The sequence below is a fragment of the Nocardia sp. Marseille-Q1738 genome (assembly GCF_965283145.1).
In genome coordinates this window covers 1,802,984-1,818,296 of the sequence record NZ_CBDIMS010000001.1, presented here as the reverse complement: position 1 = coordinate 1,818,296, position 15,313 = coordinate 1,802,984, and the positions used below count along the sequence as shown (strand labels likewise).

Sequence of the window (15,313 nt, the reverse complement as noted above, 5' to 3'; positions counted from 1 at the left end):
GCGGGATAGTCCGCCCGGCGAAACCCTATCCCGGCACCCCACGTTACTACTGGTCAGCCTGCCCTAACTCACGAGCTTACGCACGCGAAAGCTGGGTGGGTTTTCGCACTACCCCACTGTCAAGGGGAGTGCCGACATCGTCCGCTTCGGCACACCGTAGGTCGTGGTCCGTTCCCGGGCCGGTCGCCCGATGCCCGAGGCGATCTCGACCAGCTCGGCGACGGTTTTCGCCGAGCCGTGCTGCGATCCGGCCATCCGGGAGATGGTCTCCTCCATCAGCGTGCCGCCCAGATCGTTGGCGCCGCTGTTCAGCATCACGCGGGTTCCGGTGGTCCCGAGCTTGACCCAGCTGGTCTGGATGTTCGGGATCCGGCCGTGCAGCATGATCCTGGCCAGCGCGTGGGCGGCGCGGTTGTCCCGGTTCGTCGGGCCGGGACGCGCGGCACCGGCCAGGTACAGCGGCGCGCTCTGATGGACGAACGGCAGCAGCACGAATTCGGTGAAACCGCCGGTCTCGTCCTGGATTCCGCGCAGCACCCGCAGGTGCCCGACCCAGTGCTTCGGATTGTCCACGTGGCCGTACATCATGGTCGAGCTGGACCGGATGCCCACCTGATGCGCCGTGGTGATCACCTCGATCCACGCCGAGGTGGGCAACTTGCCCTTGGTGAGCACCCAGCGCACCTCGTCGTCCAGGATCTCCGCGGCCGTGCCGGGAATGGTGTCCAGACCGGCTTCCTTCAGCGCGACCAGCCAGTCCCGGATGCTCTGGCCGCCGCGCGAGGCGCCGTTCACGATCTCCATCGGACTGAACGCGTGCACATGCATCGACGGCACCCGCTGCTTCACGGCGCGCACCAGGTCCGCGTACCCGGTGACCGGCAGGTCGGGGTCGATGCCGCCCTGCATGCACACTTCGGTGGCGCCGTCGACGTGCGCCTCCCAAGCCCGGTCGGCGACCTCGTCCATGCTCAGCGTGAACGCGTCGGCGTCGCCCTTGCGCTGGGCGAAGGCGCAGAACCGGCACCCGGTGTAGCAGATATTGGTGAAGTTGATGTTCCGGTTCACCACGTAGGTGACGTCGTCGCCGACCGTGTCGCGGCGCAACTGATCGGCCAGCGCGGCGACCGCGTCGAGTTCGGCGCCGTCGGCGGTGGCCAGCGCGAGATACTCGGCGTCGCTGAGCCCGGCCGGGTCGCGTTCGGCGGCACGAAGCGCCGCGAGCACGTCCGAGTCCAGCCGCCCCGGCGTCGCGACGGCGAGATCGCGCGCCTGCTCGCGGATGGTGTCCCAGTCACCGAAGGCGCCGACCACGTCTTGGCCGAGCCCGGCGTCGCTGCGGTGCTCGGTGTTGCGGCCGTCGATATCGATGGCGGTGTTGAGATCGACGCGTCCGGTCGACTCCCAGGACTCGTCCGGCTCCTGCCAGGGCAGGCCCACCGGTATCGCGTCCGGATTCGCCAACCCGGTCGCCGGGTCGGTGAGCGCCGCGACGTGCGCGCCGATGCGCGGATCGACCCACGGATTGCCCGCCCGCACGTACTTCGGGTGCGCGGAGGTGCGCTCGACCAGCTGATAGCCCGCCGCCTCGGTGATCTCCCGCAGGGTGTCCAGGTTCGGCCACGGCCGCTCCGGGTTGACGTGGTCCGGTGTCACCGGCGACACACCGCCCCAGTCGTCGATGCCCGCCTCGATCAGCGCGCGGCACTCGGCATGCGACACCAGGTTCGGCGGCGCCTGCACCGGCACGTCAGGCCCGAGCAGGATGCGGGTGACGGCGATGGTGGCGAGGAATTCCTCCAGACCCGCGTCCGGCACGTCCCGCATCGCGGTGTCGTCCTTGGCGCGGAAGTTCTGGATGATGACTTCCTGGATGTGCCCGAATGCCTTGTGCTGCTTGCGAATCGCCATGATCGACTCGGCCCGCTCTGCCATCGTCTCGCCGATGCCGACCAGGATGCCGGTGGTGTACGGCACAGAGAGCCGGCCCGCGTCGGTGATGGCGCGCAGCCGCACCGCGGGGTCCTTGTCCGGGCTGCCGTAGTGGCAGTTGCCCTTCTCGGTGAACAGCCGGGTCGCCGTGGTCTCCAGCATCATGCCCATGGACTGCGCCACCGGCTTGAGCCGCGCGATCTCCTCCCACGACATCACACCCGGATTCAGGTGCGGCAGCAGGCCGGTCTCCTCCAGCACCATGATCGACACGGCACGCAGGTAGTCCAGCGTCGAGTCGTAGCCGCGCTCGTCCAGCCACTGCGCGGCCTCCGGCCAGCGGTCCTCGGGCCGATCACCCAGCGTGAACAGCGCCTCCTTGCACCCGAGCGCCGCACCGCGGCGTGCGATGTCGAGCACTTCGTCGGGTTCGAGGAACATCCCCTTGCCCTCGGCGCGCAGCTTGCCCGGCACGGTGACGAACGTGCAGTAGTGGCACTTGTCCCGGCACAGTCGCGTCAGCGGGATGAAGACGTTGCGGGAATAGCTGATCGTCTTCGGACGACCCACGGAGGCCAGCCCGGCGTCGCGCACCCGCGCGGCACTGCGACAGAGGTCGGCGAGGTCGTCACCGGTCGCGTGCAACAGCACCGCGGCCTCGTCCACGTTCAACGTGACACCGTCGCGGGCCCTGCGCAACGCCCGGCGCATGGCCGAAGGATTGGGCGGTGCCGGCGGGACGCTCGGGTTCGGTAGATCGGTCACGCCGTCGATCATGCGCTACACATCCGGAACTGTCTCCCTCCAGTGCTCGACAGTGAGGCGAAGCGGACCAGCCGCGCTCGCTCACTACAGCGGCCGCGCTGGACGCGGGCGCCGTTGAGCGTTGACAACTGCGCGGCGCCCGAGGCTATTCCGGGGTGGCGTCGGTGAGCACCACGTCGCCTCGGTCCGTGGACGTTTACCTGCCACAGCGGATCGCGATCGTGCAACCATGGCAGCATGTCGCAGTCGCGCACGATCTTGGCCGACCCGGCCTGGCGCCCCAGCCCGAAGGCGAAGCTGCTGTGGACCGTGCAGGCGGCGCTGGCCTGGGTGATTCCCTTCGCGGCGCAGATCGTGTGGGCGATGCTGGACTCCACGCACCGCGGCTGGCAACTCGGCATCTTCCTGGTCACATTGGCGCTGGCCGCGCTGAACATCGGCGTCGTGCCGTGGTGGCGGTACGCCGTGCACCGCTGGGAGGTGACCGACGAGGCGGTGTACACCAGGGTCGGCTGGCTCAGCCAGGAGAGCCGGGTCGCGCCGATCTCGCGGGTGCAGACCGTCGACACCGAACGGGGACCCCTGGAGCGCCTGCTCGGCCTGGCGACGGTCACCGTGACCACCGCCTCCTCGGCAGGCGCGGTGCAGATCAGCGCCCTCGATCTCCCGGTCGCCGAGGAGACCGTGACGCGGTTGACCCGGATCGCCGCCCAGCACCGCGGGGACGCGACATGAGTGAGCACTGGCTCGTCACCACGCCGAGCGGCATCGAGGGGTCGGCATGAGCGAGCGCAGCGAGCGAACAATGGACACAGCCGAGCACTCGCTCGTGCCGGAGCCGAGCGCCAGCGAGGCGCAGGCATGAGCGAGCGCAGCGAGCGAACAATGGACACAGCCGAGCCCTCGCTCGTGCCGGAGCCGAGCGCCAGCGAGGCGCAGGCATGAGCGAGCGCAGCGAGCGAACAATGGACACAGCCGAGCCCTCGCTCGTGCCGGAGCCGAGCGCCAGCGAGGCGCAGGCATGAGCGAGCGACCTGACGAACACAGCCGAGCACTCGCTCGGGCGGCACGAAGTCCCGGCGAGGGGCGACATGAGTGAGCCCAGCGAACGAACCGCGAACACGGCCGAGGCGGGCACCGCGCAGGCGGGGCAACCGTGGCAGCGGCTCGACAAGCGGATGCTGCTGGTCCATCCGATCACCGAGGTGGTGAAGTTCATCCCGGTGCTGATCGGTTCGGTGATCCTGGGTACGAGCAGCGGCAACCATGTGTGGAGCATCATCCCGGTGGTGCTGATCGTCGGGTTCGCGCTCACCCGCTGGTTCACCACGACGTACCGGGTCGGACCGACGCACGTCGAGCTGCGCACCGGGTTGCTGCAGCGCAAGAAACTGTCGGTGCCGCGGTCGCGGATCCGTTCGGTGGACATCGAAGCGGACCTGCTGCATCGGGTTCTCGGGCTCGCCGTACTGGCCATCGGGACGGGCCAGCAGGCCGATTCCGGTGAGCAGTTCAAGCTCGACGCCTTGGACGCGCGGGGCGTGCCGCCGTTGCGCGCCGGGCTGCTCGCGCACACGGCGGGCCAGGTGGACGAGGTCGAGGAACGAAAACTACCGCCGCAGAATGTATCCGGTGGTTTCGTCACGACGCGGACTCCGGCGCGTGAGATCGGGCATTGGCGTCCGGCGTGGGTGCGTTATGCCCCGCTGTCGCTGACCGGGTTCGCGATCGTCGCGCCGATCGTGGGCGTCGCCTTCCAGTACGGACTCGGCGAGATCGTGTTCCGGTCGGACGCGGTACACGACGTGGAAGACGGCGGCGCGCTGGCACTGGCGCTCGCCGGGGTCGCACTGCTGTGCGCCATCGTCCTCGTGGTCAGCGCCGCCGCGTGCGCGCACTACCTGACCACCTATTTCGGGCTGCGCGTCAGCGATGACGGCAAGACCTTGCAGTTGCGCCACGGCCTGTTCACTACCCGCCAGATCACCCTCGACCTGGCCCGCCTGCGCGGGGCCACGGTGAAGGAGCCGCTGCTGCTGCGCCTGGCGGGCGCCGCCGAACTCGAGGCGATCATGACCGGCGAGAACCCGCGGCAGAAGATCCTGCCGCAGGCACCACGCGGCGCGGTGGAACACACCCTGAGCCATCTGCTCGCCCCGGACGAGATGCGCGACAACGATATTCCCGCCCCGGCGGACGCGATTCCCAGTGGCGCAGGGGCATCGGACACCGGTCCGGCGCCGGGCAGCGCGCCGTTGATCGCACATGGCCCGGCCGCACGGCGTCGTAGGCACACCCGCGCACTCGCCCCGGTCGCTCTCCTCGCCGTCGTGATGGCCTATCTCGCCCTTGCCGGAGCGGGCTATTCGCCGTGGTGGTGGTTCCTGCCCGGCCTCGCCGTTCCGGTGGCGCTCGCCCTGGCCGAAGACCGCTACCGCGGCCTCGGCCACGCCGTACTTCCCCGCACGGCCACCAGCCCGACCTGGCTGATCACCCGCTCCGGATCCCTCGACCGGGACCGGGACTGCCTGGAGGCGCCCGGCGTGATCGGCTGGACCGTGCGTCAGACCTTCTTCCAGCGCCGCGCCGGAGTCGCCACGGTCGTCGCGGCGACCGCGGCGGGCAAGAAGCGCTACGCGCTGGTCGACATCCCGATCGACGACGCATGGAAGCTCATCGAGGCCGTCACCCCCGGGCGGCTCGGCATGCGCTGACCCGCCCCGACGCCGTGATCGCCACTTGGCGGTCCGGCTCGCCCGTGCTCAGCGCGGGCGGAATACGCGGGCGTTCATCTGGAAGTAGATGTACGCCAGGGGCGGAAGCAATCCGCAGAACAGCAGCAGCGCGGTGCGCCAATCGCTGACGAGCAGGATGTCGCCGCCAGGGCCGACGCTCGCGCAGACCAGGAACCCGAACGCCCACGCGGCCAGCGGAAGACCCATGGCCGAGGTGCGCTGGGTAACCGACCGCACTCCCGCGACGAGCAGCACGTTCACCACACCGGCCAGGACAGCGGCGATCGGAAGCGCGGTGGCACCGAGATAGGTCGGCAAATACAACACCTCGACCGACAAAGTGAGCAGTGCGTCCAAGACCAGGACAACGAGGATCACCTGGGCCAGCACGCGGCCGACCGCGAAACGAGCGGCACCGGATGCGGCGGGAGCGTGGTCGTCGACTTTCGTCGTCACGGCACCGGTGGGTAACCGAGGAGGGTCAACAGGTGGCTCTGCATGTCGACAAACGCGTACAGCACCGTCATATACAGGTCGTGTTGCTCCTGCCAGTGCGGCTTCATGCTGTCGACGAACGCCGCGATCGCGTTCTGGAGCTCCCAGTTGTACATACTGCCGAGTCTATTCCGGCGTTCCCGCGCACATGATCAGTTCTCTCCGTCCACCGGGAGGTTCGCGACCCACTATCGTCGTTCGGATTCCGTCAGTCCAAACCCGCGAACAAGTCGTGCTCCCGCCCGTCCGGCCCGACGGGACCGCGCGAACCTCGCACGAGAATGAAGTGCTCTTCCGGCAGCACCGGTTGGGCGACATTGTTCGACAGGGCGAATTCCCGCCCGGACGGCGCGACGGTGACCTGTGTCGCGTGCGCCCGCAGCGCCGCGCGCTTGGCCGTCAGCACGTCGGAGACGTCGACCGTGGTGGTCACCGCGTGGCTGGGCACGCTCGCGAGCTCCCCTTCGGCAGGCAGCCGCCAGCCCGGAGGCAGCGCGCCGGGCAAGCCCTCGACGGTGCGCCGGGCCAGCGCGGCGGTGTGCAGGCGCAGCATGTCGGCGTCGGTGATGGTCCAATAGAACTTCGGAGTGTTCCAGCCTTGGTCGGCCGCGGCGTGCACGGCGGCGGTGGTGACCTCGTGCGCCCGGATGTGGTCGGGGTGGCCGTATCCGCCTTTGGGGTCGTAGCCGACCACCACGTGCGGCCGCAGCCGCAGCACCACTTCGGTGAGTGCGTGTACCGCCTCGTCCCCGGAGCGCACGAACACCCGCGGTTTGTTCGCGGCGAGAGTGCCCGCCATGCCGGAGTCACGCCAGCGACCCGCGCCACCGAGGAAATGCGGCGGTCCCGCGTCCAGCGCGGCCAGCGCCCTGGTCAGTTCGAGGATGCGATAGCCACCGAGCTGGTCGGCGTGCTCCGCGGCCAGCAGCCCCCATTCGTCGCCGATCACCTCGCCCTCCTCGCCGAGGGTGCAGGTGACCACGGTGACCGGCACGCCGCGACGGCGGTAGTGCGCGATCGTCCCTCCGGTGGTGATGGATTCGTCGTCCGGGTGGGCGTGCACCAGCAGCAGCCCGCCCGTTGCCGCCGAGGTCACGGGATCCTGCGCCACAGGGACGCGTCGCCGAAAATGCCGACCTGAATGGCTCCGCTGAGCGAGGCGCCGTCCACCCGGGGCCCGGATGCGGCGACGGCGTTGTCCTGCACGATCGGCAGCACCGTCGCCATAGCCCACAGTTTGGGCTCGGCCTCGGCGAGCACCCGGCCCACGTCGACCCCGCGCAGCGCTTCGTCGATCGCGGGCTGCAAGCCCGGATCACACACGCCGGACAGGTTGCTCGGCGCGCGCTGCGCGGCCTCGGCGATGGCCTGCGCCGGGCCGGTGACCCCCGGCAGCGCGGGCGGCGGGCATGCGTAACGGGACGCCAGCACCGTCGCCGGGTCCGAACCGGCCACCTCCCAGCCGACGATGGCGTCGACCGTGCCCTCGATCAATTCCTTGCCGTACAGCTCGTCGGCGGCGACACTGCGCACCGTCGCGTCGATGCCCGCGCTGCGCAATTGGTCGGCGGCGGTATTGGCCACCGCGAGCGCGGTGGCGTCCTTGTCGACCGCGCCGATGCGCACGGTCAGCGGCTTGCCGTCCTTGCCGACAGTGCGCGGCTGCGGCGCCGGCGAGGTCGGCGAGGTAGCTGGTGGAGGCTCCGGCGCCCGGCCGTATCCCGCGGCGGCGAGCAGCGCGAACGCCTCGTCCGCGGATGGCCGCGGCGGCGCGGTCGGGGCATATCCGGGATCGGACGGCGCGAGCACCTGCGCCCGAGCGGGTTCCACCCAATTGCCGGTCTGCGCGCCGACCGTCGCGAGCAGGTTGGGGTCGAGCAGCGCGAGCACGCCCGAGCGCACCCGCGGATCGCTCAGCTCACCCTTGCGCCCATTGAGCACCAGCCGCAGCACCCGTGATTGCGGCATGATCGCGGTCCGCACCGACGGGATCGCGCCCAGCTGTGCTTGCGTCGCCACGCCGCCGTGGACCAGGGCCATCTGCACGTCGCCGGTGCGCAGCGAGCCCGCCAGCTGCGCGGTCGTGCCGCCGCGGCGAAGCAGGATCTGGCCGGGCATGGCCGGTGTCCCCCAGAAGCGGTCGTTGCGTTCCAGCAACATCTCGTCGCGCCCCGGATCCGCCGAGCGGATCCCGAACGGGCCTCCGGACACCCGGACGCCGTTGACCTGGCCGTTCATTCCCCGGGCGAATCCGCCGGGAGCGTCTTTCAGCAGATGCGACGGAAGCAGGTCCGTGAACAACTCACGCCAGCCGGGATACGGCTGCGACATCACGACGGTGACCGTCTTGCCACCCGCGGAGGAGTTCACATCCGAGATCAACCGGTATCCGGCCGGATCGACGACGCCGGGTTCGGAGATCATCTCCTGCCACAGGTAGCGGAAGTCCTCGGCCGCGATGGGCGCGCCGTCCGACCACGACGCTTCGTTGCGCAACTTATAGGTGATCGTGAACGGCTCCTGCGCGGTCACGTCGGCGGAGACCAGCAACGACGAGTCCGGCACCCACGCCGTCGCCCCCGGTGTGGTCGGGCTCGGCACCGGCCGGAACGGGCTCGGCAGCACCAGCGAGGCGATGGCCGAGGTGGCGGCGGACTGGTCGGAGCGCAGATGCGGATTGAAGGCCGTGCCGATGGTGTCCAAGGCGACGACGACGGTGGACTCCGCGGGTTTGACCGGCGTGGTCTTCGGGCTGTCGGTGCTTTCGATGGGCGGCGGCGGGTTGGCCGCGCAGCTGCTGATCAGCGCCAGCACCGCCATGGTCGGCAACAACGTGCGCCACGCTGCGCGTTTTCCTGCGCCCACTTTCACGCTCGCGAACTCTACCGTAGAGTCCGGTCCGATCGCAGATTCCTGGTGTCACGAGAGCGATCGGCGATACCGATCCGCTTGGTCCGCGACGCCATGCCACACCAACTCGGTTGAGAGTCGGCAAATAATCCGCGCATCCGCGACGGCCGCAATACTCGACCATTCACAGTCTCAGAAGTGACGAGCGCAATCCATATGCACGGCGATAGCGCCGACGACCCGTCCACCGATGGGCAGCACGCGACAGTGAACAATCGCGTCGACATGGCGCGGGAAGGCAACTCCCGCGCTCATGTGCGTTCCCGGCACAGACACTGCGGATCCTCGGGGCCGCCACACGCCCTGCACACCAAGGCTTTCCGAGCAGAAGCATGCCCAAGCACCGACTAGCGCCACGCGACCGCATGCGCGGAGCGTGGCATGCATCGCCGATATACGGCGCACAACCACGAGCCCAGCGTTATTCGACGAAATCGATTTCGCGGCAAATTCCGGCTTGCCGCGAAACCGGGATAGCGGCCGCGGTCGAAACCAATTCTTCGGACGGTTACGAGTTACCCACGTCGGGGCATGACTCGGGATAAAGCGAATAGTGGCAGAGAATTACCCGACCACCGGGCTCACCAATCCCCGACCAGAGAGACTACCCGACCAGCACAAACTTGAAACGAAGCAATCCGACCATCGCGGAGTCGTTCTCGATAGTAAATTCCCGGGAAAGCGACGATGAATTGCCGACCAGAGCTACCGCGCGACGATTCACCGGGACCCGCGATCAGCCGCGACCGACCACCACCCGGCAGTCGGCCGCAGCACTCCGCCACGCGACCTGGCGGCGAACCCGGCGCCACCATGACGCCGAATTCGCTTCCACGGCAACCGATTACAGCGCCGCCCGGTCGCGCGCCTTGCGCCGGGACAGCTCCCGCGCACGCTCGTTCTGCCCGAGAATCACCTTGCGCACCCGGACCACCTCCGGCGTGACCTCCACGCACTCGTCGGCGGCGCAGAACTCCATAGCGCCTTCCAAATCGAGCTGCAATGGCTTGGCCAGGGTCTCGATCACGTCGGCGGTGGAGCTTCGCATATTGGTCAGCTTCTTCTCGCGGGTGACATTGATGTCGAGGTCCTCCGCCCGCGGGTTGATGCCGACGACATGGCCCTCGTAGGTGTCCGCGCCGGGCTCGACGAAGAACTGGCCGCGGTCGGCCAGCTGGATCATGGCGAACGGCGTCACCGTGCCCGACCGGTCGGACACCAGCGAGCCGGTGTGCCGGGCCCGGATCTCTCCCGCCCAGGGCGCGTAGCCGTGTGACACCGCGTTGGCGATGCCGGTGCCGCGGGTCTCGGTGAGGAAGTCGGTGCGGAAGCCGATCAGGCCGCGCGAGGGGACGATGAACTCCATCCGCACCCAGCCCGCGGCGTGGTTGCTCATCTGCACCATCTTGCCCTTGCGCGCGGCCAGCAGCTGGGTGATGGCGCCGAGGTACTCCTCGGGGCAGTCGATGGTCAGCTCTTCGTACGGCTCGTGCACCTTGCCGTCGACCTGCTTGGTGACCACCTGCGGCTTGCCGACGGTCAGCTCGAAGCCCTCGCGGCGCATGGTCTCCACCAGGATGGCCAGCGCCAATTCGCCACGGCCCTGCACCTCCCAGGCATCCGGGCGGCCGATGTCGAGCACCCGCAGCGACACGTTGCCGACCAGCTCCTGGTCCAACCGGGCCTTCACCATGCGGGCGGTCAGCTTGTGTCCCTGCACCCGGCCCACCAACGGCGAGGTGTTCGTGCCGATGGTGACCGAGATGGCGGGCTCGTCGACGGTGATGCGCGGCAGCGCGACCGGATTGTCGAGGTCGGCGAGGGTGTCACCGATCATGATGTCCGGGATGCCCGCGATGGCGACGATGTCGCCCGCCACCGCGATCTCGCCGGGCTGGCGTTCCACGCCGACCGTCTGCAACAACTCGGTGATCTTCACCTGCTTGACGCCGTCGGCGTGCATCCACGCGACGTTCTGTCCTTTGCGCAGCTCGCCGTTGTGGACGCGGACCAGCGCGAGGCGGCCGAGGAACGCCGAAGCGTCCAGGTTGGTGACATGCGCCTGCAACGGTGCGGACGGATCGCCCTTGGGGGCGGGAATGTACTCCATCAGCACGTCGAACAGCGCGTCCAGGTTCTCCGCGTCCGGGGCGTTCCCGTTCTCCGGACGCTCCTTGGACGCCTTGCCTTCCCGGCCCGAGGCGTACAGCACCGGCAGGTCGAGGGCGAGCTCGGCGGCCTCGGCGGCGGCGTCGTCCAGATCGGAGGCCAGATCGAGCAGCAGGTCGTGGCTCTCCTCGACGACCTCCTCGATGCGAGCGTCGGGACGGTCGGTCTTGTTCACGACCAGGATCACCGGCAACGACGCGGCAAGAGCCTTGCGCAGCACGAAGCGAGTCTGCGGCAGCGGTCCTTCGGACGCGTCGACCAGCAGCACCACGCCGTCCACCATGGACAGGCCGCGCTCGACCTCACCGCCGAAGTCGGCGTGACCCGGGGTGTCGATGACGTTGATCACGGTGACCGAACCGTCCGGATGGTGGCGGTGCACCGCCGTGTTCTTGGCGAGAATGGTGATGCCCTTCTCGCGCTCCAGGTCGCCGGAGTCCATCACGCGATCGACGGGCTCGGCCCGTTCGGCGAAGGCACCGGACTGGCGCAGCATGGCGTCGACCAGCGTCGTCTTGCCGTGGTCGACGTGGGCCACGATGGCGACGTTGCGAAAATCGCGTGCAGACGACACGCCTGAATCCTCCTGCTGTTAGGTGTTGGTGCTCGGCCGACCCCTGCAAACAGGTGGAGAATCGAAACTCACCGGGCATCGCGGCCAGGTACACCCTACCGGCTGTCCGGTTCCCGCAACGTTTCAGGCTTTGTATTAAGGGTAGGCTAACCGCCGTGGGCAAGGTCAAAGCGAAGAAGGTTTCCAGCCTGAAACCGAAGAAGAAGTGCTGTCGGAAGAAGACGCGCTGCTTGAAGTGCCCCGTTGTGATCATGCGGATGAAGAAGTGCGAAGCCGCTGGGATCAGCGGCAAGGATCTGAAGAAGGCACTCAAGCAGGCGCGCGCCGCCTGACCAGCGCCGCGACCCTTTCGGGGCGGCCCGATACGAGGAGTAAAGAGCTATGGCGCAGCAGACACTGCTCTCCGATATCGAAATCGCCGAGGCCCTCACCGAGCTGCCCGAGTGGGCTCGATCAGGCGACAGCCTGGTCCGCACCGTCAAGGCACCCACGTTCCCCGCCGGCATCGAACTCGTGCGCCGAGTCGCCGAGGTCGCCGAGACCGCCAACCATCATCCGGACATCGATATCCGTTGGCGCAACGTCACCTTCACGCTGTCCACCCACTCCGCGGGCGGGCTCACCGCGCTGGACGTCGCGCTGGCGCACGAGATCGACCGCTGTATCTGATTTGCAGCGCCTGCGGCGCTGTGTTGGTTTTGCCAGCGCCTGCGGCGCTGGGTGTTCGCGACCCTCGTCCGGCTGAGTATGTGGTGTTCCTACGCGCCGCGGACGGAGCCTTCCGCGGTCGGACGCGCTTCCCTTTCCCCGCCTGACCGCACGCGGCGGGTTCCGGACCGGATCACCCAGAGGTAGAACACCACGACGCCGAGCACGTCGACAGCGCCGAGCCAGGCCAGCACACCAGGACGTGAGATGGTCCAGATCGAATCCTGGAAGAAGGACAGCACCCATGGCACGCCGACGAGCATGGTCGCCACCCAGAATCCCGCGATGACGCGCGCCCCGGCCACCGCACGCAGTGGCCCGTAGACCAGCCACAGCACCGTCGGCAGCAGCCACACCCAGTGATGCGACCACGAGATGGGCGAGATCATCAGCCCGAACAGTTGCACCACGATCAACGTGCCGAGCCGGTCCTCCGGCTCCAAGGCGCGCCAGGCCAGGACTGCCAGCACAGCGATCAGCAGCACGGCCGCGATCCACCACGGCCCGGATTCCACGTCATAACCGAGGATTCGGCTCAGCGCGCCGCGCAGCGATTGATTCCACACCGAGCCCACCGGCCCGATCCGATCGGCGTCACCGAGCAATGTGCCGAAGTACTGCCGCGCCTCGATCGGCGCGATCAAGAAGCTCACGCCCACTGTCGCGCCGAACACGAGCGCCGACCACGCGACGGTCGCCCACCGCCGCCGCGCCACGAAATACAGACCGGTGATCGCAGGCGTCAGTTTGATGCCCGCGACGATGCCGACCAGCCCGCCGGACACCCACCATCGCGAACTGCGCACCGCGAGCATCCCGCCGAGTACCAGGAACACGTTGACCTGGCCGTAGTCCATCGTGGTTCGCACCGGCTCCAGCCACAGCCCCAGCGCGGTCCAGCCGACCGTCGCCACCCGCCACCGCGGCGCGCGCAGCGTCTCCGCACCGAACATGAGCTCGAAACTGATGTGCACCACCGCGTACAGCGCCACGGCGATGGCCAGCAGCCAGGCCACCGCGACAGCGGTGAACGGCAGGTAGTGCAGCGGGAAGAACACCAGCGCCGCGAACGGCGGATAGGTGAACGGCAGCGGGAAGTCCGGCGTCTTCTCCGCATAGGTGAAGTCGTAGAGCTGATCGGTCAGCAGCGCGGCCGATCCGCCGACGTAGACGTGCAGGTCGACCAGGTTCATCCCGTTCGGCGACAGCAACATCCAGAGCAACCGGGCCAGCACGGACAGACCGAGCACCGACACAGCCCATCGGAGGTGACGATTCAAATCGCTGCTTTCGGCTCGGAGGCGGTGTGTCGGTTCGGCACGCCCGGACTTCGGAGTGTTCCGGCGACAGCGCGGACGGCACGGATTAGATTAACCGCAGCGCGAATCCGCTCGGTGCCACCCTCGAACCACCGGTAACATTTGCATCAAATTTCACACCAGTAACACCAATGGTGCAGTATCTTCTGCTAACACTGATCGTCCACAGCGCCATTCGGACACTGCGGCTGTACACATAGCCGCAATGTCCCTAGAGTGACCCCCGAAACGATGGCTTTTAGCAATCGAACCGAGTTGTACCCGAGGTAAGGACGGCCAGACCAGTGCTTCGCACCCGAGGATCGCGGATCGCATTGACCGCACTCGCCATCGCGGCGAGTGCCACGCTCGCTGCGCCGACGACAGCAACCGCTGCCCCCGCACCCGCGGCGACCACACAGAGCGTTCCGATGGTCCCCGAAGGGGTGCCGGTGGACGCGCTGGCCGCGCTCGCCCCCGCCATCGTCGGTGCCATCGCCGGCCCGGCGGACATCGCGAGCCCCGCGGGTATCGCGGGCCCGCAGTCGGCGATTCTGGACCAGGCGCGCAGGCTGCTCGCCACGTTGAATCTGCCGCCGCAGATCAAGTCCACGCTGGAGCGGATCATCACCTTCCTCGACGGCAGCGGCGGCGGTGGTCCCGAGGTGCCGCAGGACGGCCCCGTGATCGCGCAGTTCCTGTACCCGACCATCGGCAAGGGCTGCATCAGCCCGACCGCCGACTCGATCGGGACCGCGCTGGCCGTGCCCGGCCCGGCCACCCTGCCGCCCCCCGGCCCGCAGGCCGGCCAGACCGGATTCGTGTTCACCGCGCTCGGCACCAAGGCGCCGACGCCGGTGCAGAACCCGCCCATGACGGTGCAGTGGCTGAACCTGGACACCCGTCAGTCCGGCGTCCTGCCGCTGACCGACGAGGCCAAGATCAACCCGGATGGCCCCGCCACGCTGTCCGCCATCGCCAACACCGGTTCCGGTCGCATCGTCGCCGTGGTCGGCGGTTCGCTGACCACCAAGGCCGGTGACGCCGAGCCGCGGACCTGCTCGTTCCTGCCGACGCTCGGGTTCTTCACCGTCGCCTGATTTTCGTCCGAGGGCGGCGACTCCACCGGGGTCGCCGCCCTCACTCATACCCGCGCCCGCCGCCATCCTGAAGGATCTGGCGCGAGGACACATGAGTCCGCCGGACTGTGGTAGACCGCTAACTATGGCGACCATCGATCTTTCGACACACCCCGGACGTTCGATTCGGAGCAGGCGCTCGCACCGCTCGATCCTGTCGATCCGCTCCGAAGGTTCGATTCTGTCGATCGGCTCGGCCTATTCGATCCTGTCCATCGGCAGTGTCGGCTCGGTGCTGTCCGTCGGGTCCGTGGGATCATTCGGGTCGGCGATCTCATCGTTCTCCTTCGCCAGCCTCGGTTCGGCCTTCTCCGGACTGTCCCGGTGGTCGCTCTTCTCCTGGCTGGGCGACCACGAGGCGCCGGAAAGCCGCCCGACGCTGCGAGTCGTCCCCGACGACGAACCCGACTTGCGCGTCGCACCCCTGAGCCACAGCCAGACCTAGCTGTGTCCATTTGCAGCGCCTGCGGCACTGCGTGTTCGCGGCCCCCTTGTGGCTCGCGTCCGAGCGACCGCCGCTGGCGACTGCGTCGCGGACGCGACGGCCACTCGGACGCGAGCCGGGCCGCGAACGGGCAATGCGCGATC

At 68.5% G+C, this 15,313-nt stretch carries 13 protein-coding genes; 6 read left to right on the top strand and 7 right to left on the bottom strand.

The window, feature by feature from the left end; all coding sequences use genetic code 11:
* Nucleotides 1–108 precede the first annotated feature (108 nt).
* A complete protein-coding gene (locus ACWPXK_RS08110; protein ID WP_454195341.1) occupies nt 109–2,709 on the bottom strand; it encodes a bifunctional FO biosynthesis protein CofGH in 2,601 nt (866 codons plus the stop codon).
* Nucleotides 2,710–2,934: 225 nt separating this feature from the next.
* Here ACWPXK_RS08110 and ACWPXK_RS08105 point away from each other — a divergent pair, with 225 nt between their 5' ends.
* Nucleotides 2,935–3,432: a PH domain-containing protein gene (locus ACWPXK_RS08105; RefSeq protein ID WP_454195340.1), complete on the top strand. Its 498-nt coding sequence runs from the start codon at nt 2,935–2,937 to the stop codon at nt 3,430–3,432.
* A 356-nt stretch (nt 3,433–3,788) separates the two neighbouring features.
* Nucleotides 3,789–5,411: a PH domain-containing protein gene (locus ACWPXK_RS08100; protein ID WP_454195339.1), complete on the top strand. Its 1,623-nt coding sequence runs from the start codon at nt 3,789–3,791 to the stop codon at nt 5,409–5,411.
* Nucleotides 5,412–5,459: 48 nt separating this feature from the next.
* On the opposite strand, the gene ACWPXK_RS08095 is transcribed toward ACWPXK_RS08100, so the two are convergent.
* From ACWPXK_RS08095 to typA, 5 genes are all read right to left on the bottom strand, one after another.
* Complete coding sequence (locus ACWPXK_RS08095) at nt 5,460–5,888, bottom strand: hypothetical protein (protein WP_454195338.1); 429 nt, start codon at nt 5,886–5,888, stop codon at nt 5,460–5,462.
* A complete protein-coding gene (locus ACWPXK_RS08090; RefSeq protein WP_169333890.1) occupies nt 5,885–6,043 on the bottom strand; it encodes a hypothetical protein in 159 nt (52 codons plus the stop codon). Before ACWPXK_RS08090 ends, ACWPXK_RS08095 begins: the two co-directional genes overlap by 4 nt.
* 92 nt (nt 6,044–6,135) lie before the next feature.
* Nucleotides 6,136–7,038 carry an N-acetyl-1-D-myo-inositol-2-amino-2-deoxy-alpha-D-glucopyranoside deacetylase gene (gene mshB, locus ACWPXK_RS08085; RefSeq protein ID WP_454195337.1) on the bottom strand — a complete coding sequence of 301 codons (903 nt, stop codon included), beginning with the start codon at nt 7,036–7,038 and terminating at the stop codon, nt 6,136–6,138.
* A complete protein-coding gene (locus ACWPXK_RS08080; RefSeq protein ID WP_454195486.1) occupies nt 7,020–8,831 on the bottom strand; it encodes an ABC transporter family substrate-binding protein in 1,812 nt (603 codons plus the stop codon). The genes mshB and ACWPXK_RS08080 overlap by 19 nt, the downstream gene beginning before the upstream one ends.
* An 850-nt stretch (nt 8,832–9,681) precedes the next feature.
* Nucleotides 9,682–11,580, bottom strand: coding sequence for a translational GTPase TypA (gene typA, locus ACWPXK_RS08075; RefSeq protein ID WP_454195336.1), 1,899 nt, complete (start codon nt 11,578–11,580; stop codon nt 9,682–9,684).
* 155 nt (nt 11,581–11,735) lie between these two features.
* On the opposite strand from typA, the gene ACWPXK_RS08070 reads away from it, so the two are divergent.
* Together ACWPXK_RS08070 and ACWPXK_RS08065 are read left to right on the top strand one after the other, a co-directional pair.
* Complete coding sequence (locus ACWPXK_RS08070) at nt 11,736–11,912, top strand: hypothetical protein (RefSeq protein WP_195131937.1); 177 nt, start codon at nt 11,736–11,738, stop codon at nt 11,910–11,912.
* A gap of 49 nt (nt 11,913–11,961) precedes the next feature.
* Entirely contained in the window at nt 11,962–12,249 is a 288-nt protein-coding gene (locus tag ACWPXK_RS08065) for a 4a-hydroxytetrahydrobiopterin dehydratase (protein ID WP_364335075.1), read from the top strand.
* An 89-nt stretch (nt 12,250–12,338) separates the two neighbouring features.
* On the opposite strand, the gene ACWPXK_RS08060 is transcribed toward ACWPXK_RS08065, so the two are convergent.
* Nucleotides 12,339–13,568: a mannosyltransferase gene (locus tag ACWPXK_RS08060; protein ID WP_454195335.1), complete on the bottom strand. Its 1,230-nt coding sequence runs from the start codon at nt 13,566–13,568 to the stop codon at nt 12,339–12,341.
* Between the two features lie 323 nt (nt 13,569–13,891).
* Between ACWPXK_RS08060 and ACWPXK_RS08055 the strand changes: the two genes are divergently transcribed.
* Together ACWPXK_RS08055 and ACWPXK_RS08050 are read left to right on the top strand one after the other, a co-directional pair.
* A complete protein-coding gene (locus ACWPXK_RS08055) occupies nt 13,892–14,686 on the top strand; it encodes an Rv1157c family protein (protein ID WP_454195334.1) in 795 nt (264 codons plus the stop codon).
* A gap of 124 nt (nt 14,687–14,810) precedes the next feature.
* On the top strand, nt 14,811–15,170 hold the full coding sequence (locus ACWPXK_RS08050; RefSeq protein WP_454195333.1) for a hypothetical protein: 360 nt from the start codon (nt 14,811–14,813) through the stop codon (nt 15,168–15,170).
* The last annotated feature ends 143 nt before the right edge of the window (nt 15,171–15,313 follow it).

Coding starts and splice junctions, on each gene's coding strand:
- ACWPXK_RS08065 (WP_364335075.1), top strand. CDS start 11,962: ATGGCGCAGCAGACACTGCTCTCCGATATCGAAATCGCCGAGGCCCTC.
- ACWPXK_RS08105 (WP_454195340.1), top strand. CDS start 2,935: ATGTCGCAGTCGCGCACGATCTTGGCCGACCCGGCCTGGCGCCCCAGC.
- ACWPXK_RS08050 (WP_454195333.1), top strand. CDS start 14,811: ATGGCGACCATCGATCTTTCGACACACCCCGGACGTTCGATTCGGAGC.
- ACWPXK_RS08110 (WP_454195341.1), bottom strand. CDS start 2,709: ATGATCGACGGCGTGACCGATCTACCGAACCCGAGCGTCCCGCCGGCA.
- ACWPXK_RS08090 (WP_169333890.1), bottom strand. CDS start 6,043: ATGTACAACTGGGAGCTCCAGAACGCGATCGCGGCGTTCGTCGACAGC.
- ACWPXK_RS08100 (WP_454195339.1), top strand. CDS start 3,789: ATGAGTGAGCCCAGCGAACGAACCGCGAACACGGCCGAGGCGGGCACC.